Origin of the sequence: Thioalkalivibrio nitratireducens DSM 14787 (assembly GCF_000321415.2) — a bacterium.
Lineage (GTDB): Bacteria > Pseudomonadota > Gammaproteobacteria > Ectothiorhodospirales > Ectothiorhodospiraceae > Thioalkalivibrio > Thioalkalivibrio nitratireducens.
In genome coordinates, this window is the sequence record NC_019902.2 from 3,167,754 (window position 1) to 3,188,320 (window position 20,567).

Sequence of the window (20,567 nt, forward strand, 5' to 3'; positions counted from 1 at the left end):
CCCGCCAGCGCTTGAGGCCGGGACCGCTCAGGAACTCGTTCTCGATGCCGAGAATGCCCCTCAAGGACTTGTTCGGGATGTTTTTCAGGACGATTGTGCGAAGGATCAGTGGGTTGTCTTGGTCCGACCCGGCTGGACCACGGCTGGACCACGGCTGGGGCGGCCGGCTGGAGCTTTCCTTGGCGGGTTTCGCGCTTTTTGCGGGAGAAGACTGCTGTCGAAGTACTTCACGCGCTTCATGGTTCAAAGTGTTCCGGATGACTGGCGATCCCCGGCACAGGCCAATACACTCAGGGGACGCTGACGGCGAACCGCCTGCAGGTCATCACACATCGCGATCGGCCGGAAGCTGCGGACCTCAACCGCGGGAGGTGGCTCATGAGCGGAAATGATCTTGCATCCATTGCGCAGGCCACGGTCGCCCCGGGCAAAGGCATCCTCGCAATCGACGAGAGCCTGGGCACCATCAAGAAGCGCCTCGACAGCATCCATGTCGAGTCCACCGAGGAAAACCGCCGCGCCTACCGGGAACTCCTGATCACGGCCCCGGGCGGCGGCGAGTACATCAGCGGCATGATCCTCTTTGACGAGACCATCCGTCAGCAGACCCGTGACGGTGTGCCGTTCGTTCAGGCCCTTGCCGATCAGGGCATCCTGCCCGGCATCAAGGTGGATTTCGGCGCAAAGGATCTGGCCGGGCATCCCGGCGAGAAGGTCACCGAAGGCCTGGACGGGCTGCGCGAGCGTCTGGCCGAATACGCGCAGCGGGGCGCGAAGTTCGCCAAGTGGCGCGCGGTGATCACCATCGGCGAGGGCATTCCCTCGTCGGGCTGCATCGAGGCCAACGCCCATGCACTGGGCCGCTACGCGGCCCTGTGTCAGGAGGCCGGACTGGTGCCCATCGTGGAACCCGAGACCCTCATGGACGGCGACAACACGATCGAGCGCTGCTACGAGGTGACGGAAAGGACGCTGCGAAGCGTTTTCCGCGAACTGTACCGACAACGCGTCGTCACCGAGCACACGATTCTCAAGGTCAACATGGTCGTGCCGGGCAGGCAATGCCCGGACCAGGCCGGCGTCGAGCGGGTCGCCGACCTGACCGTGCGCTGCCTGAAGAACTGCGTGCCCGCGGCGCTGGCCGGCATCGTGTTTCTCTCGGGCGGACAGAGCGCGCGGAATGCCACCGTGCACCTCGACGCCATGAACAGGAAATATCCCGACCTGCCCTGGCCGCTCAGCTTCTCCTATGGCCGCGCCCTGCAGGAGCCGTGCCTCAAGGCGTGGGCCGGGCGCCCGGAGAATGTCGAGGCCGCACAGGCGGCGCTGCTGCATCGCGAGAAGTGCAACAGCCTCGCCGCGCTCGGGCGGTACGACGAGTCGCTGGAGGAGGCGGCCTGAACCCCATGAAACCGCGCGTCGAGATCGAGTTCTGTACGGCATGCCGTTTCACGCCGCGCGCCGGCTGGCTGGCCCAGGAACTGCTGTTCACCTTCGGCGAGGACCTCGGCGAGGTCGCGCTTGTCCCGTCCACCGGCGGCGTCTTCGAGGTCCGCTGCGACGGCACGACCCTGTGGTCGCGCAAGTCCGACGGCCGACAACCCGACGCCAAGGAACTCAAACAACGCCTGCGCGACCACATCGACCCTGGGCGGTCGCTGGGCCACAGCGACAGGTGACCACCGTCGGAGATCGCCACTGGCGCGGTCCTTTTCAGCATCCCACCCCCGGGTCCATACCGGGGCAGGCGTTCGCGGAGAAACCGGGACTGCAGTGGGGCACCATCGGCACTCTGGTAACCCACTGATTTCACGTTGTCCTGGCAGTTTGTTTCTCAAGAGGAGTCACGCGATGTCTGACAACCGCAGAAGCCGGGTCGTCACCGAGGGTGTGCAGCGTAGCCCCAACCGCGCCATGCTGCGCGCCGTGGGATTCGGCAACGGCGATTTCACCAAGCCCATCGTCGGCGTGGCCAGCGCCCACAGCACCATCACCCCCTGCAACATGGGCCTCGGCGCGCTCGCCGGGCGCGCCGAGGCGGCACTGCGCGCGGCGGGTGCCATGCCGCAACTGTTCGGCACCATCACCATCTCCGACGGCATCTCCATGGGCACGTCCGGCATGAAGTACTCGCTGGTCTCGCGGGAGGTGATCGCCGACGCCATCGAGACGGTGTGCATGGGGCAGTCCATGGACGGCGTGCTCGCGTTCGGCGGCTGCGACAAGAACATGCCGGGCGCCATGATCGCCATCGCGCGCATGAACATCCCGGCAGTGTTCGTCTATGGCGGCACCATCAAGCCCGGGCACTACAAGGGCGAGGATCTCACCATCGTGTCCGCCTTCGAGGCTGTCGGCCGTCACGCCGCCGGGCGCCTCAGCGACGAGGACCTCTACGGCATCGAGCGCAACGCCTGCCCCGGTGCCGGTTCCTGCGGCGGCATGTACACCGCCAACACCATGTCCAGCGCCTTCGAGGCCATGGGCATGAGCCTGCCGTACTCCTCCACGATGGCGGCAGAGGATGCCGAAAAGGCCGACAGTGCCGCACGCTCCGCCGACGTGCTGGTGGAGGCCATCCGTCACCAGCGACTGCCCCGGCGAATGCTGACCCGCGAGGCCTTCGAGAACGCCATCGCCGTGGTCATGGCGCTCGGCGGCTCCACCAATGCCGTCCTGCATCTGCTGGCCATCGCCCATGCGGCGGAGGTGCCCCTGTCGCTGGATGATTTCGAGGACATCCGCACCCGGGTGCCGGTGCTGTGCGACCTCAAGCCCTCCGGGCGCTATGTGACCACCGAGTTCCACCAGGCCGGGGGCGTGCCACAGGTGATGCGCATGCTCCTCGAACGCGGCCTCCTGAACGGCGACTGCCTCACCGTCACGGGTCGCACCCTGGCCCAAACCCTGGACGGGATTCCGGCCAAGCCGCCTGCAGGCCAGTCGGTGATCCGTCCCTGGGACGACCCGGTCTACGCGAGCGGCCACCTGGCCGTCCTCAGGGGCAACCTGGCCCCGGATGGGGCGGTGGCCAAGATCAGCGGTGTGCGCAACCTGGAGGTCACCGGACCGGCGCGCGTGTTCGATTCCGAGGAGGCGTGTCTGGAGGCCATCCTCGGTGGACGCATCCATGCCGGCGACGTGCTGGTGATCCGCTACGAGGGTCCGAAGGGCGGGCCGGGCATGCGCGAGATGCTTGCCCCCACCTCGGCCATCATCGGTGCGGGCCTCGGCGACAGCGTGGGCCTGGTGACCGACGGGCGTTTCTCCGGCGGCACCTATGGCATGGTGGTGGGCCACGTGGCTCCGGAGGCCGCCGTGGGCGGTCCCATCGCGCTGGTGCAGGAGGGAGATACCGTCATTATCGACGCCCGCGCACGCCGGCTCGAGCTCAATGTGTCCGAGGCGGAGCTGGAGCGGCGACGCGCACGGTGGACACCGCGCCCGCTGCCGGAGCGGGGGGTGCTGGCGAAATACGCCCGGCAGGTCGGCTCGGCGGCCCGCGGGGCCGTTACAGACGGGCCAGCATGAGCGCATTCGCGAAACCCTCGGCACGCAGGTATCACGGGGCGCCGAACCGGATCGGCTCCATCTGCAGCGCGCTCCCGGGGAGCTCTGGAGCAAGCGCCTCCGATCGCCAGGATGAAGGATCAAGCCCGAGCCGAAACCCCTCAGCTGCCAACCGGTGCATGAGCTCCTGGTCGAACAGCCGGTGCCGGCTCTCGGGAAGTTCGAGGTCGTGCGGAACCGCGATGTACCGGAAGTCGACATCGGTGTTCAGATCCTGCGCCAGCAGTTCGGCACCGAACTGCATATGGCGAAGCGTGACACGCATGGAATAGCTGGTGAGCACCGCAACGCTCCGCCGGACCACCGGTACCCATGCCGCCTGGGTCAATTCCGGGCTGGTGTCCAGGTAGCCGTTCACGATCACCCAGAAGCGCAGTCTCGGCATCGGCGTACCCGGATTCCGCGCGGCGAATTCCCGGAACACCTGGACGATCTCCTTTCGATCCAGACCGACGAAGGCGGCCTGCGCCGCGGCGCCGTCGGCGTACAACGCACCCTCGATTGCGACTGGAGGAAAGGCCGCCGGAATCGACGCCGAGGAGAGCAGAATCCGGTGCAATTTCCCGGCATCGTCGGTTTCCAGCGCGCGGACCGCTTGCGGACCCAGATCCCAGATCCGGAAACGTCCCAGGTCGAGATCCGTGGAACCCAGCAACAGCTTGCGATGCTCCGCGTGTGCTTCGGCAATACCGCGAATGGTGTCCCTATCCACTTCCACCGCGATCCGCTCGGCCAGCGGCCGGTTGTCGAAGAACGATGGCTGCCAGGGCAGGAAGAAGAGCAGCCCGCGCAGCAGTGCCAGGCGGTCGCTCGCCTCGTGGTAGAGCTGGCCGATCCGTCGAATCGAGTCGTCGGTACCGAGCAGGCCGAAGGGAGCGATCAGCGCGCCGGTACTGACACCGGTCACCAGATCGAACTCCGGCCTTCGGACCGATGCGTCAGTCACCTGCGACCAGCCCTGCAGCACTCCGACCCCGAACGCCCCATACTGACCACCGCTGGAGAGCATCAGGATTTCGTAAGTAAACGGCTGATCCTCCCGCCCGAGCGCCTGTTGCTCGGCATGGCGGGTTTCCAGACGCTGCAGCAGGCGGGCCGCGATCCGGTCACGCTGTGCCAGCGCTTGAGCCTCGTGTGCGGCAACGCGTTCCTCGAAGGCGTCTGCCGTGATCGTGCGCGCTGGGCTGGCACAGCCTGCAAGGTGGATCGCCGTCGCACACAGCGAGGCGCACACGAGCAACGAATGATCGAAACGCATCGTCGGTTCTCCTCCTGAACTGGGCGGTTTCTGGCGGTCGCAAGAGGCCGCGCTGGCGCGCGCGAGGTGACCGTCATCGTGTCCGGGAACGGATGTTGACATGCATATGATAACCATTATCATATGAGTCGCAGTTGCAGGGTGACCCCCGGTGGCTGTGTTCTTCTCCTCCTCACTTCCTGCTGTTGCCAAGCCCGCACCGCCTCCAGGCACGCCAGCCAGGCAACCTTTTTTCCCGCACCCAAACCGGCCGGAAGCCAAACCGCAGAGTGGCCAGAGGCGCCGTCCTGCTTCGATTGCGCCGCGCTCTGACAAACGTTGTCGTGTAACCGGGAACACGCGTCCGCCGCGGTGCCTCGCCGGATCGTGAACCGACCCGCGAACGCAACGATTCCGAAAGCTGGCCCGACGGGTGAGCGAAGCAAACGCTCCGGAGCATGCGCCATCAATGCTTGCGTGGGTCGCCTCGTCGCTCCGTACCTCACGATCTCGGGCTCAGTCAGCGCGTGCGTTGTCGAACACGTCGCCTCACGGAGCGCGGCAAGTACAGTCTTGATGCACCACACGGTTGTTGCGCCCTCGATCTGCGCGGGCCGGAAGCTGTGGCAACGCACGTCACGCACGAACCGACACCCTATCGAGTGTAGGGCATCGCATCGAATCAGGAGGGCAGTTTTTTTTCTGGCTAGGACGATGCACGCCTCTTCCGCGCACGGGGGGCACCGACCACCCGCCTCGCAAGCAACTGTACTGGGAAGAGATCCGGCCTCGAAGGCTAACCGCCTTGCCCGATATTCCGGGTGTGCGGCCCGCCGTCACGGGATACACGCACATGACCGCAGGCCGCTTGCTGCCCGCACCGCTCCGGACGATCGGCCGGGCGACCCTCCTACGGCTGCCGGTTCAGGCAGGCGCGCAGGAGCGGCGGACTGAGCTCCTTAAGGTCGCTGCGGTCCACCACGGCCCAGCGCTCTTGTCGGTCCAGCAGAACCCGCAACTCGGGGCAGAAACATCGTGCCTGGGCGAATCAGTTTCCGAGTACGCGGGTGGGGGCGATCACCAGAGCCGGAGCCCTTGAACGGCCCGCGGCGCGCTCGGGCATCAGGTGCGCGAGCACCTGCAGCGTCTTGCCGAGGCCCATATCATCGACCAGGATGCCGCCAGGACCAAGCCGCTGCCGCAGCGAAGTTCAGGTTGCCTCTGCTGTCCCCGACCCCGAGCGTCGACCGGCAAGATCAGCCGAGCGACGCCGACCCGCTCCATTGCACGAACGATGCTCTCCGTTCACTTTGCGCGCACACCTCCACGAGGACCGCCTCCGAGCGTACAGTACACGGCATCGTGACGGGGCATCACCCTTTCCATCGATGCTGGGTCCAATACGTCGCCTCGCACTGTCGGCAGCGCGGGATGCCTGACGTCCACTTTCGTCGGGTCACGTATAAACGCCGTGACGGAGTACCCCTGGTAAAGGGCCTGTCTGACAAGATGGCGGCCAATGCTACCCGTGGCCCCGAAAACGATCAGTTTCATATGCGGCCTCCTTGTCGAAACCGCCGTGGGCGGCCGGGAGGCCGGAAGAGCGCAGCGTCATCCGCCACCCGGCGTTCGTGCCGGACTGCTTGCTCGTGATGGTCATGGCACCTCCCTGCAAGTGTGGGCCACCGATCCCTAGTGGGTCATGCGGCGGTTCCATACGGCCCGACCAGCGCACGCCCGGCGTTGGACACAAGGGCCAGCCATGGCCGGTGCCGGTGCGCCGGCCACCCTTTCCGGGCTACGGGGCGGAACCTTTCATCTGCGGGCTCGTCAACGAGAACGGTGCGTTGTCTGGCACTCCCGCTTCACTCCTCTGCCCGGATCCGTGCAGCCAACCACCGGCACTCGGCAGAACCCGGGATGGGGCGGGAACCCGATTGCCTGCACTACGGACCGGAATCCATCCCGAGCGTAGCGGCGGCACGGGTTAGGTATTTCCCCGAATTCAGGATTCGTGCGAGCGGGCCTAGGCTTCAGGGTACGACCCACGAATCTGGAGGACGACGCAATGACCATCGCCATCAACCGCCGCCGTTTCCTGACCCTGGGCGCGGGCACCTCGGGCCTGGCGCTGGCTTCCGGCCTCGGGCTGGGCGCGCTGGCCGGTACGCCCCGTGTCGCGGGTGCCGCAACCGGCGAGGGGCGGGCGATCGTGAAGGACGTGATCGATTTCCGCCTGAAGCCCGGCGACTGGCCCGGTGCCTTCGGCTTCGTCACCTTCCGCCTGCACCAGGGGTTTCACGATGGCGGCATCGTGCACTACATCCGTACCGACGCCTCGGACGCCGACTACGCGGAACGTCACGGGCTGGTGTTCGTTCCGCTGCTGGGCCTGGTCGACCGACCGGAGCTGCAGAATCGCCTGTACGTGTTCGAGAATGGGCAGCCGCCGGTGCTGCAGCATGTTCCCGGCTCGGACGGGTACACCCCGCTGTTCCGCATCCACCGGGTGAGCGGCAATGCCGGCGGCCGCATCCTGACCGCCGAGGGCGAGATCGAGGAGGCCGTCGCCACCGGCAGGCTGACCGTCGAAGAGACGCGCGTGCGCGTGAACTTCCCGCTGGTGCAGTGGGGCGACGAGCACCTCGCGGTCGACACCGAGCGCGACAGCTACCTCGGCACCGGGCAGTTGCTCGACGCGCCCGACCTGGAGAATCGGCAGGTCACGTTCAAGCTGCACGAGGCCTTCCCCGGAAGCTGGTACATCCTGACGGACACCTCCGCCGCGCCGATGGCACCGATGATGAGCATTCCGGCATCGCCCGCGACGGCCGACCTGCCGTCGGTGCATGCCACCGACAAGGTCTGGGTCTTCGTCAACGGTATCGAGGGTGCGGGCGTGATGGGCTTCCAGTCGGCCATCTTCGGGAACCCGGCGGGGCATGCGGCCTGGAGCCCGTTCTGGGACCACTTCGCGCTGCGCTGGGAGGATCCGGACGAGGCGCGCGTGCTGGAAAATGCCGCCGAGGTCCGGGAGCTCGTCGCCGCCGAGCGCCTGGTCCAGTACAACGGCACACCGAACTCACACCCGCAGGGGTTCGTGGTCAACTGCCCGGTGCCGGTGATGTCCGGGTAAATCCCGACTCACGCAATCGGCCCCCTCTCCTGCTCGCGGGAGAGGTTCGGGCAAGGGTCGTTAGGCGGTTCGCGACGCCCCGCCAGACTATCCGCGTTGCTGACGACTGCTCCCCGCGATGATGCGCCAACTGTCATCACGCGGGCCGCCACCCGAGACCATGAACGCCGCGGAAGAGGCCGAAGGGTGTCCTCCGCCGGTCCCACGCCGGGATTGCCGCGGATTATGGGGCGTCGCGAACAACGAACGGCGAATGACGCTGCGCTCGTCGGCAGACGGGCCGGCGAGAGGTGCATGTCGGGTTCCTGCACGTCAGCTCTGCGTTTCATTTGAATCTTGATCCGGGGGCGGCGCGACCGCGACCGTGTGACGTTCACCTGCCGGCTCCCTGAAGAGGAACCCGACGGCATCGTTGCCAATGGCGAAGTCGCCTCGGGCGTGCGACCAGGCACGGGTCTGTACCTGCGCATCCATCCACTCGAAGAGCTCCTGCAGCGCGAGCGCGATATATGGACGCGCTGCGTAGTCCAGCCCCTGCGCGGTCCATGCAGCCCTCGCAGCATCCCGGCGCAGCCAGCCCTGGTGGACAAACCCGGCCGTGAACAGAGCACGCAGGACGCCATCGCCGAGTTCCCGGCGCAGGGTCTGTAGCGCGTCCCTCGGATCATTTCCGGGGCCGATCCCCGCTGCCACAGAAGCCGGCAGAAGCGCGGTCCAGTCCACTCCCATCACGGCCCCCGGCAGCAGATCCTCGTCAATGATCTGCTGGAAATCCGCCACCGGGTCGGACCCGGTGCGCTGCGCGAGCTGAACCAGCGCGCCGGCTTCATCCAGATAGCCGGAGAGCCGGAATCCGCACAGATGATGGTCCACGAGATCGTGGACGAAGACCGAGGTCGGGATGCGTTCTCCAGTGTACGGTGTCCCGGCAATCACGTCGGGTCCGGTACCGGGCACGTCAAGTTTCCAGCCGCGCACCCCGAAGTCGTCATTCCAGTGCTCGGCATAGCGGGCGGGCACGGCTACCGGGCCAGGCACGGGCTGCATCGCCATCGCGGTCTCCTTTCGCTACTGCTCGTCGCTTGGATTTTACTGACTGGTCAACTAGACTTCCAGCCCATGGACACTCAAGAAGCCCGCCCGGACACCCGGTCCGCCCTGCTCCATGCAGCGCGCGAACTGATCTTCACCCGCAGCTTCGAGCATGTGGGCACCGCGGAGATCTGCGAACAGGCCGGAGTCCACAAGGGCAGCCTGTACCACTTCTTCCGCAGTAAGGAAACGCTGGTACTGGCCATGCTCGACGACCTGATGCGCGATTTCGAGCGCGACGTTCTGGTACCGAGCCTGGCCACGCCGGAGCCGATCAGGGCACAGATCGACGCCTTCGTCCGTGCGGTGCACGCCTTTCAGGCGGCGGTGCACCGCGAGACCGGCCATCTTCCCGGCTGCCCGTTCGGCAACCTGATCGTCGAGACGGGCACCTACAGCTCCGGGCTGCGGCAGGCGATCAAGCAGCACCTGGATCGTATTGCCGGGTACTTCCAGCGTTCGTTGCAGACCGCCGTCGAACGCGCCGAACTTCCGGCACACACCGACACGCGCACCCTGGCCGAGCACTGGCTGACGCTGATGGAGGGCATCCTGGTGATGGCCAAGGTAGACCAGGATCCCGCCACCATCCTGCGCCTGGGCCCGGCGCTGCATGTGCTGCTCGGGGTACCCGGTGCCGAATGCGGGCTTCGACAACCGCCACACGACTGAGCCTGCCAGACGGCTTCACCCTGATCGTCATCCCAAGCCAAGGAGAAACGTGATGAACCACGCCGATTTCCCGCTGCACAACCGCGACAGTGCCCCCGATGCCGCCGCCGCATTCGACCGCGCCGAGGCTATCTTCGGCATGGTCCCGAATCTCACGCGCAAGATGGCAACCTCGCCCGCCCTCGCGCAGGCGTACCTGGATCTGACCGGCCTGTTCGAGGGATGTTCGCTGTCTGCGCAGCAGCGCGGCGTCGTCCTGTTGACGGTGAGCCGCTTTCACGGCTGCGACTACTGCATGGCGGCGCACAGCATGACCGGCCGCATGACCGGCCTGCCGGACGCGGAAGTCGACGCCCTGCGCGAGGATCGGCCGCTGCGGGATCCGCGGCTGGAAGCGTTGCGGCGGTTCGTACACGCGATGCTGGAAGGACGCGGCTGGGTCGATGCGGCCGATCTGGCGGCATTCCGCCACGCCGGGTTCGGCGAGCAGCAGGTACTGGACGTGATCCTGGGGATCGGTCTCAAGACGCTCTCCAACTACACCAACCACATCGCCGGCACCCCGGTCGACACGGCCTTCGAGCACGAGCGTTGGGCCGCGCCGGGAGTGGCGGCCAGGCGGACCTGACCGCCTCCGTTCGATCCACTACCGCCCGACCGCGGCCCACTTGTCCAACCCCGGTCACAGTGCATGCACCGGTCGGCCGGCAGGCAGGCACAGCTGGGCTGGAGCGCGGCACCGGGTAGAATGCCCGGATGGACGGCATCGGTGACCTGGGCACCCTTTCCGCGCTGCTGGCGGGGATCAGCCTGAGCGCTGCGGCCGGCCTGCGGGTATTCCTGCCCGTGCTGGCACTGGGCCTGGCCTCGCGCTTCGGGGTGCTGGAACTCGGCGAGCCGTTCGCGTGGCTGGCCTCCGACCCGGTGCTGCTGGTGGCCGGGATCGCGGCATTGCTGGAGATCGGCGGGTATTACATCCCGCTGGCCGACAACCTGCTCGACACCCTGGCCACCCCGGCCGCGATCGGCGGCGGCACGGTCATCGTGGCATCCCTGCTGCCCGAGATGAACAACTTGCTGCAATGGGGCTCGGCTGCACTGCTCGGCGGCGGGGCCGCAGGCATCGTGCAGGGCACGACCGTCGCGGCGCGCAGCGCATCCACGGCATCCACCGGCGGCCTCGGCAATCCCCTGATCGCAACGTCGGAGACCGGCGGCAGCCTGATCGCGATCATGCTGGCGCTGCTGATCCCGGTGGTCTTCGGCGTGCTGGTGATCGCGGCCCTGGTCTGGCTGGCGGTTCGGCTGGTCCGGGTGCTACGCCGGCGCCGGGCGCGCAAGGCCATGCACGCAGGGCGATGAACACACGGAGCGGTGAACGGGCCGCGGCGGGATCGCGCAGCCGTCTGACCCACGGGCGGGCGCTCAACGTGCAGCATGAAATGCGCCGAGGTACACAGAGCACCAGCGGGTCAGAGGCGAGGCCCCCTTCCGCTGATCAGCGACACCACTACCAGCACCAGGCCCACGATGAACAGGATCCAGGCGATGTTAGTCGCGGTTCCGGCGATCCCGCCAAGCCCCAGTACACCGGCAATGATCGCGACGATCAGGAAGATCAGGGCCCAGGAAAACATGCGGGTCTCCGATGGTGGCTGATCATGAACCGTAGCAGGCCCGGCCCGGGGCTGCCCGGATCCCCGCGGGCGCCCTCATCCGGGAGCGACCGCATGCCGACGGAACCGCGAAGCTCGTTGGGATACGGGTCGGGCGATCGTCCGGCGTGAACAGTGACCGACCGGGCTGGTCGGAATGATCAGGGACGCCGCCGCTTCTCGCGGGGCGGTCCCGGTTTATCAGGGTACAACTGCCGAGGAGGCTGCGATGAGCGAGCACATGGTGGACGTGACCGTCCATATCGACGAGACCATCGGCGCCGAGGCGCGCGAGGGCATCCAGGACAGGCTGCGCGACCTGAACGGCGTGATGGCCGCCTCCAGCCACGACGACAAGCCCCACTTACTGCTGGTCGAGTACGATCCGGAGCGGGTCAGCGGCCAGGAGATCCTCGACACGGTGGTCGGCACTGGAGTGCACGCGGAACTGATCGGGCTTTGACCCGGCAACCCCGCCGGTCGCCACGCCCGACGGGGGCCAGCCACGACCGGGCCGTCCCGTCACTCTCCCGCGCTCACCGAACCGTGCCGGGATCCGGCCCGCAGGTTATTGCTCGGTGGTCACCGAATCCTCGTCGCCCGTCAGCGCGGTGTTCAGCGTGTGCCAGGAAAGCGTCGCGCACTTGACCCGCATCGGGTATTCGTGCACGCCGGCCAGCGCGCCGAGGCTGCCCAGTTCCGCGGGATCGACCGGCGCATGGTCGCCGGTCAGCAGTTCGTGCACGTGTTCGAACAGGTCACGGGCCTCGTCTACCGTCCGACCTTTGACCGCCTCGGTCAGCATGGACGCCGAGGCCATCGAGATCGCGCAGCCGACGCCGACGAAACTGACGTCCTCGACGCGGCCGTCCGCGAGCTTCACGAACAGCCGCAACTGGTCGCCGCAGAGCGGGTTGTGGCCGTCCACTGCGCGGGTGGCGTCGGGCATCTCGCGGAAATTCCGCGGATGCCGCTTGTGGTCCAGGATCAACTCCTGGTAGAGATCGTCGAGGTCGCTCATGCCAACATCTCCCGTGCATAGTGCAGCGCCGCCGCGAGCCGGTCGATCTCCTCCGGCGTGTTGTAGAACGCCATCGAGGCCCGGGAGGTCGCGGGCACCCCATACCAGGTCATCACCGGCATCGCGCAGTGGTGGCCGGCCCGCACCGCGAGGCCGCAGCGATCCAGGATCGTGCCCATGTCGTGCGGGTGCACGCCGTCCATCACGAAGGAGATCACCGCGACTTTGTCCCGCGCCTGCCCAATGATGCGCAGGCCGGGCACCTGCATCAGGCATTCTGTCGCGTACGCCAGCAGCCACTGTTCGTAGGCCGTTGCGGCGTCCCAATCCAGCGCTTCCAGGTATTCGATCGCTTGTCCCAGGCCGATGGCCCCGGCGATATCCGGTGTCCCTGCCTCGTAGCGGTGCGGCAGACCTGCATAGGTGGTCTTTTCGAAGCTTACGGTCCGGATCATCTCGCCGCCGCCCTGGTACGGCGGCATCGCCTCGAGCAGACGTTCCCGGCCGTAGAGCACGCCGATGCCGGTAGGCCCGAACGCCTTGTGCCCGGAGAATGCGTAGAAGTCGCAGTCCAGCGCCTGCACGTCCACCCGCAGGTGCGGCACCGCCTGGGCCCCGTCGAGCAACACCGGCACGCCCCGCTCCCGCGCCGCGGCGACAAGTTCCCGCACCGGGTTGATCGTCCCGAGCGCGTTGGAGACATGGACCATCGACAACAGCCGGGTACGGCGACTGAACAGGCCTGGAAGCGCGTCCAAGTCCAGTTCCCCTGCCGCGGTGATCGGCAGCACCCGCAGCACGATACCGGTCCGTTCGCGCAGCAGCTGCCAGGGCACGATGTTCGCATGGTGTTCCATCGCGCTCAGGATCACCTCGTCACCTTCAGCGAACCCACCGCCGAAGCTGGAAGCGACCAGGTTGATCGCCTCGGTGGTCCCGCGCACGAAAACGATTTCGCGGGTGGTACGCGCGTTCAGGAAACGCCGCGCGGACTCCCGCGCGGCCTCGAACGCAACAGTGGCACGCTCGGCCAGCGCGTGCACACCGCGGTGCACGTTCGCATTGTCGTGGCGATAGTAGCGGTCCAGCGCGTCGAGCACCGCCTGCGGCTTCTGGGTCGTGGCGGCGTTGTCGAGGTAGGCCAGCGGGTGGCCATGCACTTGTTGTTCGAGGATCGGGAAATCCCTGCGCACAGCGGCCACGTCCCAGGCTTCCGGCATCGGGGGCGGCATGGCTGCGTTCATCCACTCCTCCTCGGGCTCGGGCGGCTTTGCGAGCCCCGTTTGCCGCGGTGATCGGCGGGCTTCCAAGGATCCAGGGCCTCGCCCCGGAGCATAGGGTATCAGGCCCCGGGCCGCCCCAGTCATTCCCACTCGATGGTCGCGGGCGGCTTGCCGGAGATATCGTAGGTGACACGCGAGATGCCGTCGATCTCGTTGATGATACGCCTGGAGACGAGGTCGAGGAACTCGTAGGGGAGGTGCGCCCAGCGAGCGGTCATGAAGTCGATGGTCTCGACCGCACGCAGCGCGACCACGTAGTCGTAGCGGCGACCGTCGCCCATCACCCCGACCGAGCGTACCGGCAGGAACACCGCAAAGGCCTGTGACACCTGGTCGTACAGGTCCGCCCGGCGCAGTTCGTCGATGAAGATGTCGTCGGCCCGGCGCAGCAGGTCGGCGTATTCCTTCTTCACTTCGCCGAGGATGCGCACGCCGAGCCCTGGGCCCGGAAACGGATGACGGTAGACCATCTCGGTCGGCAGACCGAGCTCCACGCCGATCTTGCGCACCTCGTCCTTGAACAGCTCGCGCAGCGGCTCGACCAGGCCCATCTTCATCTGCTCGGGCAGCCCGCCGACGTTGTGATGGGACTTGATTACCTGCGCCTTGCCGGTTTTCGACCCGGCAGACTCGATCACGTCCGGATAGATCGTGCCCTGCGCCAGCCAGCGGGCATCGGTGATCTTCCCGGCCTCCTCGTCGAACACCTCGATGAAATGTCCGCCGATGATCTTGCGCTTGTGCTCGGGATCGGCCACCCCTTCCAGCGCCTTCAGGAAACGTTGCTCGGCGTCGACCCGGATCACCTTCACGCCCATGTGCCGGGCGAAGGTGGCCATCACCTGATCGCCCTCGTGCAAGCGCAGCAGGCCGGTATCGACGAACACGCAGGTCAACTGGTCGCCGATGGCCTTGTGCAGCAGCGCACCGACCACCGAGGAATCCACGCCGCCGGACAGCCCGAGGATCACGTGGTCCGAACCGACCTGTTCGCGCACCCGGGCCATCATGTCGTCGATGATGTTGCCCGGTGTCCAGAGATCCTCGCAGCCACAGATCTCGTGGATGAACCGCGACAGAATCCGCTTGCCCTGGCGCGTGTGCGTCACCTCGGGGTGGAACTGCAGACCGTAGAAGCCACGTTTCTCGTCGGCCATGCCGGCGATCGGCGCGGAGTCGGTCGAGCACATCAGCTTGAAACCGGGCGGCAGCTCGGCGACCCGGTCACCGTGCGACATCCAGACGTCCAGCAAGCCGAAACCCTCGGGCGTGGTGTGATCCTCGATGTCGGTCAGCAACCGGGTGTGGCCACGGGCGCGGACCTGCGCGAACCCGAACTCGCGGTAAGTCGACGGCTCGACCTTGCCCCCGAGCTGTGCGGCCATCGTCTGCATGCCATAGCAGATCCCGAGCACCGGCACGCCGAGTTCGAACACCAGCGGGTCGGCAACGGGCGGGGCCTCGGTGTGCACCGACTCCGGACCGCCCGACAGGATGATGCCGCTCGGGGCAAACGCGCGAATCGCCTCTCGTTTCATGTCCCAGGGGTGGATCTCGGAATACACGCCGGCCTCGCGCACCCGCCGCGCGATCAATTGCGTGTACTGCGAACCGAAGTCCAGCACCAGGATCCGGTGCGCATGTACGTCCTGGGTCATCTTGTCATCCAACGGCGGTCAATCGGCCCCCGGCGAGCAGCGCCAGGGGAAACCACCCTCCTCCGTGAACCGGGAGGGGTTAGGGAAGGGCAAGTGCACGGCACCGGCCCAGTGCACTCGCCCTCACCTACGGCCCTCTCCCGCCAGACGGGAGAGGGGAGAACATTCGTCACTCGCGGCGGTAGTTCGGCGCTTCCTTGGTGATCGCAACGTCGTGCACGTGGCTCTCGTGCATCCCGGCAGCGGTCACGCGCACGAACTGCGGCTTCGTGCGCATCTCGTCGATCGTGCGCGCCCCGACATAGCCCATCGACGAACGCAGCCCCCCTGTCAACTGGTGAATGATCGCGGTCAACGGGCCCTTGTAGGGCACCCGGCCTTCGATCCCCTCCGGCACGAACTTGTCGGGGGTACTGGTCGTCTCCTGGAAGTATCGGTCGGACGACCCCTGCTGCATCGCTCCCAGAGAGCCCATGCCGCGGTACGACTTGTACGAACGCCCCTGGTACAATTCGACTTCGCCCGGCGCTTCCTCGGTACCGGCGAACAGGGAACCGAGCATCACGCTGTGCGCACCAGCCGCAATCGCCTTCGCGAGATCACCGGAGAAGCGCACCCCGCCGTCTGCGATCAGCGGAACCCCGGTGCCTTCCAGCGCCGCCGCCACATTCGACACCGCAGTGATCTGCGGCACCCCGACCCCTGCAACGATCCGGGTCGTGCAGATCGACCCCGGGCCAATCCCGACCTTCACCGCATCGACCCCTGCATCGACCAGGTCCCGCGCGGCCTCGCCGGTGGCGATATTGCCGCCGATCACCTGCACGTCCGGGTAGTGCTGCTTGATCCAGCGTACGCGATCCAGCACGCCCTGGGAGTGGCCGTGCGCGGTGTCGACCACGACGACGTCGACACCGGCGGCCACCAGCGCCGCCACGCGCTCGTCGGTGCCCGCACCGACGCCCACCGCGGCCCCGACCCGCAGACGGCCCCGCTCGTCCTTGCAGGCGGTAGGGTGCTCGGACGATTTCTGGATGTCCTTCACGGTGATCATGCCGCGCAGTTCGAAACGGTCGTTGACGACCAGCACCTTCTCGATCCGGTGCCGGTGCAGCAGCGCCATGATCTGCTCGCGGTCCGCGCCCTCGGGAACCGTGACCAGCCGATCCTTGGGCGTCATGATCTCGGAGACCGGCGCATCCATCCGGGTTTCGAAACGCAGATCGCGCGCGGTCACGATGCCGACCAGGTCGGTCCCGTCCACCACGGGCACCCCCGAGATGTGGTGGGCCTGAGTCAGCGCCATCACTTCACCGATGCTGGTGCGTGGCCCGACGGTGATCGGATCACTGATCACTCCGGCCTCGAACTTCTTGACCCGCAATACCTGGGCGGCCTGACGCTCGGGGCTGAGGTTCTTGTGCACGATTCCGACGCCGCCCTCCTGCGCCATCGCGATCGCCAGCCGCGCCTCGGTCACGGTATCCATCGCCGCCGACAGCAGCGGCATGTTCAGGGGGATGTCGCGAGTCAGCTGCGTCGAGAGGTCGACGTCCCGGGGCATCACCGTGGAGTGCCCGGGCAACAGGAGCACGTCGTCGAAGGTAAGGGCTTCAGCGCTCAGTCGCATGGGCGGCTCCTGGAGGTTGGGAACGAGGGTGTAAAAATAGCCATGTAGTATAAAATCGGCCACGGATCGTGGTAAAGGAACCACTTCATGAATCCGGGCGGGCCGCGCGCGCAGCCACCGGCCTCCACCCCTGGAGAAACGTGGGTTGATGCACGCTCCTCTACGAGCGAAACCCATGTGGCACACTCGGAATCAACGCTTCAGGGATCGCCACGCCCCGCCGCGCAGCGCTTACAGCTGAAGGTTCCGCTCCTCGCGATGACGCTTTGTTTCGGTGCTGCAACGGACCTCGAGGGTCCGGAGTCCTGGTACCGGACCGCCCGTTCAGACATACAGGCCTTGCAGATCAGATGACAATTGAACGCAGTGTCCTTTCCGTGAGCCAGCTGAACCAGCAGGCAGACCGCCTGCTGCGCACCGGACTAGGCTCGGTCTGGGTCGAGGGTGAGGTATCGAACCTGCGTCGCTACGCTTCCGGACACCAGTATTTCTCGCTGAAGGACGCGCAGGCGAGCGTCAGCTGCACATTGTTCCGCGGCAACGCCCGCAATGCCTCACCCTTCGCCGACGGTGACCGGGTGGTGGTGTTCGGGCGTGCGGGCGTGTACGCCGCCCGCGGCCAGTTCCAGCTGGTCGTCGAACGCCTGGAGAGCACCGGCGAGGGGCGCTTGCTGCTGGAGTTCCAGCGGCTGAAGGCACGCCTCCTCGCCGAGGGGCTTTTCGCACCCGAACGCAAGCGCGCGCTGCCCCGCTGGGTGCACCGGCTGGGGGTGATCACCTCGCCGCAGGGTGACGTACAGCACGACATCGCACGCACCCTGGCGCGGCGCTTCCCCCTGTTGCTGCCGTTCCGGCTCTACCCGGTCGCGGTACAGGGTGCGGGCGCCGCGCCGCAGATGGTACAGGCGCTGGAACAGGCGGGCCACGAAGGCGCGGTCGACGTGCTGATCCTCGCCCGCGGCGGCGGGTCGCTGGAAGACCTGTGGGCCTTCAACGAGGAAGCCGTCGCCCGCGCGATCGCTGACTGCCCGATCCCGGTAGTCACCGGAATCGGGCACGAGACCGATGCCACGATCGCCGACTACGTAGCCGACCTGAGCGCCTCGACTCCGACCGCAGCGGCAGAGGCCGTGAGCCCCGACGCGAGAGTGCTGCACCGCCAGCTCGCCGAGACAGCCGCCCGCCTGGAACGAACCCTGGCCGATCGCATCCGCGATCGGCGGCGGATGCTGGAGTCGCTCGACGCACGCCTGCAACGCGCCCACCCGGGCCGGCGCGTGGAGCAGCACCTGCAGCGCGTCGACGAACTGCAGCAGCGCCTGCAACGCTCGATCCACCGAGTGTTCGACACCCGGCGGGGACGGCTGCGACAGCTGCTCCTCGCGTTGCGGGTGCACAACCCGGCACACCGGATCCTGGTGCACCGGGGCCGACTGGAGCAGCTGCGCCACCGGCTGTTCCAGGCCCGCCCGAGCCGCCTCCTGCAGACGCAGCAGGCCCGGCTCGACGGTCTCCGCGATCGGTTGGCACGGGAGATTCGGCACCAGCTGGAGCGTGAGACGACCCGGCTCGAAGCCGCCCACGGTCGGCTGCGGGCCCTGGATCCGGATGCGGTCCTGGAGCGGGGTTACAGCATTCTGCTGACCCACGACCAGCAGGTCGTACGCAGGGCCGAGCCGTCCCTGCAGGGCGCCTCCCTGCACGCCCGCCTCGCGTCGGGTCGACTCGACCTGCACGTGGAGGCGGTGCACCCAGCCGGCAGCCGCTCAGGCAAGCCCGGCTCGGGGACGTAACCTGCTCCGAAGGGGATACCCGGGTTGTTGTGCCTCCCGGAACGGCCTACGGCGGCGCAGGGCGGAAGGCTGAGCAGATCTTGGGCGAACAAACGTCGCACTCGGGCCGCCAAGGCAGTCGGCGCTTGGCGCAACGCGAACCACTGGAGCCGCGAACGGCCACTCGGGAGGGCGCATCGATTCCGTCGCTCGAAGACCTCCAGATCGCTCTCGCAGCCTCGAAACGTCATCCGCCACTTGGCTGTTCGCCCCCGCCGCTTGTGGCAACATCGGCACCGGATGCCGAATGACGGCCCTCGGCCTCTTCCGCGCTACGCCTGCTGGAGGATCCTGGGTACCGGCGCAGCGTCGAACGCGTCAAACACTCACGCACTGCCCTGTGCCATCCGATGCCAATGCAGCAGGCTCGGCACGTCCACGTAGGGCGATACCGGGGCTGCGCCCGCCAGCACCGTGGCCGGCGCACCGGGCTCCCCGAAGCCGTCGAGGACCACCAGCGCACCGGTAAAATCCTGGTCCCGCGTATACTCGTTGGTGGTCACGATCACCGGCAGCCCGGCACCCCGCGCCGCACGCACGCCGTTGTCGGAGTCCTCGAACGCCAGACAGGCCGCGGGCGGGAGATCCAACGCCTGCAGTGCCCGATGAAAGATATCGGGCGCGGGCTTCTTGGCTGGCACCACATCGCCAGCCGCGATCACCTCGAACCACCCGATACCGTCCCCGCCGAGCGTGGCCTTCAGCAGCGCGGTCACGTTCTCCGGCGTCGTGGTGGTCGCGATCGCGAGCCGCAGACCGCCGGCGCGGGCCTCTTCGAGGAGCCGCCGAACCCCCGGCCGCAGCGGGATCGCGCCGGTCTCGAGCATCGCCACATAGTGCCGCGTCTTCGCCGCGTGCAGCGCGCGAATGCGCTCGTCGATCCCGGGCTCGCGCAACCGATCGGGCCAGTCCTCGGACAGGTACTGCCGGATGCGTTCCTTGCCCCCGGTCACGCGCAGCAGCCGGCCGTATCGGGCCACGTCCCAGTGCCAGCCGAGCCCAGCCTCGTCGAAGGCGCGATTGAACGCGACGCGGTGGCCATCGCGCTCGGTGTCCGCCAGAGTCCCATCGACATCGAAAACCAGTGCTGCCAGCGGTTGCATGTTCCCCCCTGCCCCGGACCCTCCGGGGGACCCGGTAAATTCGCAAGTTATAACATTCCTGAAATCGGCGCCTCGCCAACGGCGCCCCCGTGACCGCGGCGTGCTTGCCTGGGGGCGCGGACTCTGATAGTAAAGGCGCCCATTTCAACCCGGAGACCAGCGAACATGGCCGCAGACCAGAATCAGGCGAAGCCCTCCTCCAAGCACATGGTGGCGAGTGGCATTGCTGCCTACGAGCCGGAAGCGGGCGAAGAATACATGAGCAAGGCCCAACTGGCACACTTCCGGGAACTGCTGCTGGCCTGGAAACAGGAACTGATGGAGGAGGTCGAACGCACCGTCGGTCACATGAAACAGGATGCGGCCAACTTCGCCGATCCTGCAGACCGAGCGACCCAGGAAGAGGAGTTCGGGCTGGAGCTGCGCGCCCGCGACCGCGAGCGCAAGCTGTGCAAGAAGATCGACGAAGCCCTGCGCAACATCGACCTCGGCGATTACGGATACTGCGAAGCCTGCGGAGTCGAGATCGGCATCCGGCGGCTCGAGGCGCGCCCCACCGCAACGCTTTGCATCGACTGCAAGACGCTGGCCGAGCTCAAGGAGAAGCAGATGGCGTGAGGCCGGGGTCTCGCCATCGTTCCAACCCGTTCCGGTCCGGCACGGCAGTCTGCACCGGCC

General features: G+C 67.1%; 21 protein-coding genes. 10 read left to right on the forward strand and 11 right to left on the reverse strand.

Annotation, left to right across the window (positions count from 1 at the left end):
* Nucleotides 1–378: 378 nt before the first annotated feature.
* From TVNIR_RS14495 to ilvD, 3 genes are all read left to right on the forward strand, one after another.
* Nucleotides 379–1,401: a class I fructose-bisphosphate aldolase gene (locus TVNIR_RS14495; protein ID WP_015259815.1), complete on the forward strand. Its 1,023-nt coding sequence runs from the start codon at nucleotides 379–381 to the stop codon at nucleotides 1,399–1,401.
* A gap of 5 nt (nucleotides 1,402–1,406) precedes the next feature.
* A complete protein-coding gene (locus TVNIR_RS14500; RefSeq protein WP_015259816.1) occupies nucleotides 1,407–1,679 on the forward strand; it encodes an Rdx family protein in 273 nt (90 codons plus the stop codon).
* A 172-nt stretch (nucleotides 1,680–1,851) separates the two neighbouring features.
* Nucleotides 1,852–3,531 carry a dihydroxy-acid dehydratase gene (gene ilvD / locus TVNIR_RS14505; RefSeq protein ID WP_015259817.1) on the forward strand — a complete coding sequence of 560 codons (1,680 nt, stop codon included), beginning with the start codon at nucleotides 1,852–1,854 and terminating at the stop codon, nucleotides 3,529–3,531.
* Between the two features lie 31 nt (nucleotides 3,532–3,562).
* Here ilvD and TVNIR_RS14510 read toward each other — a convergent pair whose 3' ends face one another.
* The 4 genes from TVNIR_RS14510 to TVNIR_RS20225 form a co-directional block, all read right to left on the reverse strand.
* A complete protein-coding gene (locus tag TVNIR_RS14510; protein ID WP_015259818.1) occupies nucleotides 3,563–4,828 on the reverse strand; it encodes a patatin-like phospholipase family protein in 1,266 nt (421 codons plus the stop codon).
* Between the two features lie 1,027 nt (nucleotides 4,829–5,855).
* A complete protein-coding gene (locus tag TVNIR_RS21315; RefSeq protein ID WP_418081372.1) occupies nucleotides 5,856–6,011 on the reverse strand; it encodes an SNF2-related protein in 156 nt (51 codons plus the stop codon).
* Between the two features lie 101 nt (nucleotides 6,012–6,112).
* Nucleotides 6,113–6,361, reverse strand: a complete 249-nt coding sequence (locus TVNIR_RS21320; RefSeq protein WP_083499476.1) for an NAD(P)-dependent oxidoreductase — start codon at nucleotides 6,359–6,361, stop codon at nucleotides 6,113–6,115.
* The gene (locus tag TVNIR_RS20225; RefSeq protein ID WP_015259820.1) at nucleotides 6,330–6,467 is read right to left on the reverse strand and encodes a hypothetical protein; all 138 of its coding nucleotides are present in this window, start codon (nucleotides 6,465–6,467) and stop codon (nucleotides 6,330–6,332) included. Before TVNIR_RS20225 ends, TVNIR_RS21320 begins: the two co-directional genes overlap by 32 nt.
* A gap of 408 nt (nucleotides 6,468–6,875) precedes the next feature.
* Between TVNIR_RS20225 and TVNIR_RS14520 the strand changes: the two genes are divergently transcribed.
* Nucleotides 6,876–7,943, forward strand: coding sequence for a DUF7482 domain-containing protein (locus TVNIR_RS14520; protein WP_015259821.1), 1,068 nt, complete (start codon nucleotides 6,876–6,878; stop codon nucleotides 7,941–7,943).
* A 312-nt stretch (nucleotides 7,944–8,255) separates the two neighbouring features.
* On the opposite strand, the gene TVNIR_RS14525 is transcribed toward TVNIR_RS14520, so the two are convergent.
* Complete coding sequence (locus TVNIR_RS14525; protein WP_015259822.1) at nucleotides 8,256–8,996, reverse strand: hypothetical protein; 741 nt, start codon at nucleotides 8,994–8,996, stop codon at nucleotides 8,256–8,258.
* Nucleotides 8,997–9,062: 66 nt separating this feature from the next.
* Between TVNIR_RS14525 and TVNIR_RS14530 the strand changes: the two genes are divergently transcribed.
* The 3 genes from TVNIR_RS14530 (at nucleotide 9,063) to TVNIR_RS14540 (ending at nucleotide 11,069) form a co-directional block, all read left to right on the forward strand.
* Nucleotides 9,063–9,707 (forward strand): TetR/AcrR family transcriptional regulator, encoded by a 645-nt coding sequence (locus tag TVNIR_RS14530; protein ID WP_015259823.1) that lies wholly within the window; start codon nucleotides 9,063–9,065, stop codon nucleotides 9,705–9,707.
* A gap of 52 nt (nucleotides 9,708–9,759) precedes the next feature.
* Nucleotides 9,760–10,335 carry a carboxymuconolactone decarboxylase family protein gene (locus TVNIR_RS14535; protein WP_015259824.1) on the forward strand — a complete coding sequence of 192 codons (576 nt, stop codon included), beginning with the start codon at nucleotides 9,760–9,762 and terminating at the stop codon, nucleotides 10,333–10,335.
* 128 nt (nucleotides 10,336–10,463) lie between these two features.
* Nucleotides 10,464–11,069 carry a DUF4126 domain-containing protein gene (locus tag TVNIR_RS14540; protein ID WP_015259825.1) on the forward strand — a complete coding sequence of 202 codons (606 nt, stop codon included), beginning with the start codon at nucleotides 10,464–10,466 and terminating at the stop codon, nucleotides 11,067–11,069.
* A gap of 110 nt (nucleotides 11,070–11,179) precedes the next feature.
* Here TVNIR_RS14540 and TVNIR_RS19270 read toward each other — a convergent pair whose 3' ends face one another.
* On the reverse strand, nucleotides 11,180–11,344 hold the full coding sequence (locus tag TVNIR_RS19270; RefSeq protein WP_015259826.1) for a DUF1328 domain-containing protein: 165 nt from the start codon (nucleotides 11,342–11,344) through the stop codon (nucleotides 11,180–11,182).
* Between the two features lie 247 nt (nucleotides 11,345–11,591).
* On the opposite strand from TVNIR_RS19270, the gene TVNIR_RS14545 reads away from it, so the two are divergent.
* A complete protein-coding gene (locus TVNIR_RS14545) occupies nucleotides 11,592–11,825 on the forward strand; it encodes a hypothetical protein (RefSeq protein WP_015259827.1) in 234 nt (77 codons plus the stop codon).
* 105 nt (nucleotides 11,826–11,930) lie between these two features.
* Here TVNIR_RS14545 and sufU read toward each other — a convergent pair whose 3' ends face one another.
* From sufU to guaB, 4 genes are all read right to left on the reverse strand, one after another.
* Nucleotides 11,931–12,383: a Fe-S cluster assembly sulfur transfer protein SufU gene (gene sufU, locus TVNIR_RS14550; RefSeq protein WP_015259828.1), complete on the reverse strand. Its 453-nt coding sequence runs from the start codon at nucleotides 12,381–12,383 to the stop codon at nucleotides 11,931–11,933.
* On the reverse strand, nucleotides 12,380–13,627 hold the full coding sequence (locus TVNIR_RS14555; RefSeq protein WP_015259829.1) for a cysteine desulfurase: 1,248 nt from the start codon (nucleotides 13,625–13,627) through the stop codon (nucleotides 12,380–12,382). Before TVNIR_RS14555 ends, sufU begins: the two co-directional genes overlap by 4 nt.
* A gap of 119 nt (nucleotides 13,628–13,746) precedes the next feature.
* Entirely contained in the window at nucleotides 13,747–15,324 is a 1,578-nt protein-coding gene (gene guaA / locus TVNIR_RS14560) for a glutamine-hydrolyzing GMP synthase (RefSeq protein WP_015259831.1), read from the reverse strand.
* A 169-nt stretch (nucleotides 15,325–15,493) separates the two neighbouring features.
* Nucleotides 15,494–16,954, reverse strand: a complete 1,461-nt coding sequence (guaB, locus tag TVNIR_RS14565) for an IMP dehydrogenase (protein ID WP_015259832.1) — start codon at nucleotides 16,952–16,954, stop codon at nucleotides 15,494–15,496.
* 350 nt (nucleotides 16,955–17,304) lie between these two features.
* Between guaB and xseA the strand changes: the two genes are divergently transcribed.
* Nucleotides 17,305–18,747 carry an exodeoxyribonuclease VII large subunit gene (gene xseA / locus TVNIR_RS14570; RefSeq protein WP_043739797.1) on the forward strand — a complete coding sequence of 481 codons (1,443 nt, stop codon included), beginning with the start codon at nucleotides 17,305–17,307 and terminating at the stop codon, nucleotides 18,745–18,747.
* A 365-nt stretch (nucleotides 18,748–19,112) separates the two neighbouring features.
* Here xseA and TVNIR_RS14575 read toward each other — a convergent pair whose 3' ends face one another.
* Nucleotides 19,113–19,889, reverse strand: a complete 777-nt coding sequence (locus tag TVNIR_RS14575) for an HAD family hydrolase (RefSeq protein WP_015259834.1) — start codon at nucleotides 19,887–19,889, stop codon at nucleotides 19,113–19,115.
* A gap of 165 nt (nucleotides 19,890–20,054) precedes the next feature.
* On the opposite strand from TVNIR_RS14575, the gene dksA reads away from it, so the two are divergent.
* Nucleotides 20,055–20,507, forward strand: coding sequence for an RNA polymerase-binding protein DksA (dksA, locus tag TVNIR_RS14580; RefSeq protein ID WP_015259835.1), 453 nt, complete (start codon nucleotides 20,055–20,057; stop codon nucleotides 20,505–20,507).
* Nucleotides 20,508–20,567 lie beyond the last annotated feature (60 nt).

Excerpts from the sequence above, each read along its gene's own strand:
- TVNIR_RS14540 (WP_015259825.1), top strand. The coding sequence starts at position 10,464 with ATGGACGGCATCGGTGACCTGGGCACCCTTTCCGCGCTGCTGGCGGGG.
- ilvD (WP_015259817.1), top strand. The coding sequence starts at position 1,852 with ATGTCTGACAACCGCAGAAGCCGGGTCGTCACCGAGGGTGTGCAGCGT.
- TVNIR_RS14535 (WP_015259824.1), top strand. The coding sequence starts at position 9,760 with ATGAACCACGCCGATTTCCCGCTGCACAACCGCGACAGTGCCCCCGAT.
- TVNIR_RS14530 (WP_015259823.1), top strand. The coding sequence starts at position 9,063 with ATGGACACTCAAGAAGCCCGCCCGGACACCCGGTCCGCCCTGCTCCAT.
- TVNIR_RS14495 (WP_015259815.1), top strand. The coding sequence starts at position 379 with ATGAGCGGAAATGATCTTGCATCCATTGCGCAGGCCACGGTCGCCCCG.
- TVNIR_RS20225 (WP_015259820.1), bottom strand. The coding sequence starts at position 6,467 with ATGACCATCACGAGCAAGCAGTCCGGCACGAACGCCGGGTGGCGGATG.
- sufU (WP_015259828.1), bottom strand. The coding sequence starts at position 12,383 with ATGAGCGACCTCGACGATCTCTACCAGGAGTTGATCCTGGACCACAAG.
- TVNIR_RS14545 (WP_015259827.1), top strand. The coding sequence starts at position 11,592 with ATGAGCGAGCACATGGTGGACGTGACCGTCCATATCGACGAGACCATC.
- TVNIR_RS14555 (WP_015259829.1), bottom strand. The coding sequence starts at position 13,627 with ATGAACGCAGCCATGCCGCCCCCGATGCCGGAAGCCTGGGACGTGGCC.
- xseA (WP_043739797.1), top strand. The coding sequence starts at position 17,305 with ATGACAATTGAACGCAGTGTCCTTTCCGTGAGCCAGCTGAACCAGCAG.
- guaA (WP_015259831.1), bottom strand. The coding sequence starts at position 15,324 with ATGACCCAGGACGTACATGCGCACCGGATCCTGGTGCTGGACTTCGGT.
- TVNIR_RS14520 (WP_015259821.1), top strand. The coding sequence starts at position 6,876 with ATGACCATCGCCATCAACCGCCGCCGTTTCCTGACCCTGGGCGCGGGC.
- TVNIR_RS14510 (WP_015259818.1), bottom strand. The coding sequence starts at position 4,828 with ATGCGTTTCGATCATTCGTTGCTCGTGTGCGCCTCGCTGTGTGCGACG.
- TVNIR_RS14500 (WP_015259816.1), top strand. The coding sequence starts at position 1,407 with ATGAAACCGCGCGTCGAGATCGAGTTCTGTACGGCATGCCGTTTCACG.
- TVNIR_RS14575 (WP_015259834.1), bottom strand. The coding sequence starts at position 19,889 with ATGCAACCGCTGGCAGCACTGGTTTTCGATGTCGATGGGACTCTGGCG.
- TVNIR_RS14525 (WP_015259822.1), bottom strand. The coding sequence starts at position 8,996 with ATGGCGATGCAGCCCGTGCCTGGCCCGGTAGCCGTGCCCGCCCGCTAT.
- dksA (WP_015259835.1), top strand. The coding sequence starts at position 20,055 with ATGGCCGCAGACCAGAATCAGGCGAAGCCCTCCTCCAAGCACATGGTG.
- TVNIR_RS21320 (WP_083499476.1), bottom strand. The coding sequence starts at position 6,361 with ATGAAACTGATCGTTTTCGGGGCCACGGGTAGCATTGGCCGCCATCTT.
- TVNIR_RS19270 (WP_015259826.1), bottom strand. The coding sequence starts at position 11,344 with ATGTTTTCCTGGGCCCTGATCTTCCTGATCGTCGCGATCATTGCCGGT.
- guaB (WP_015259832.1), bottom strand. The coding sequence starts at position 16,954 with ATGCGACTGAGCGCTGAAGCCCTTACCTTCGACGACGTGCTCCTGTTG.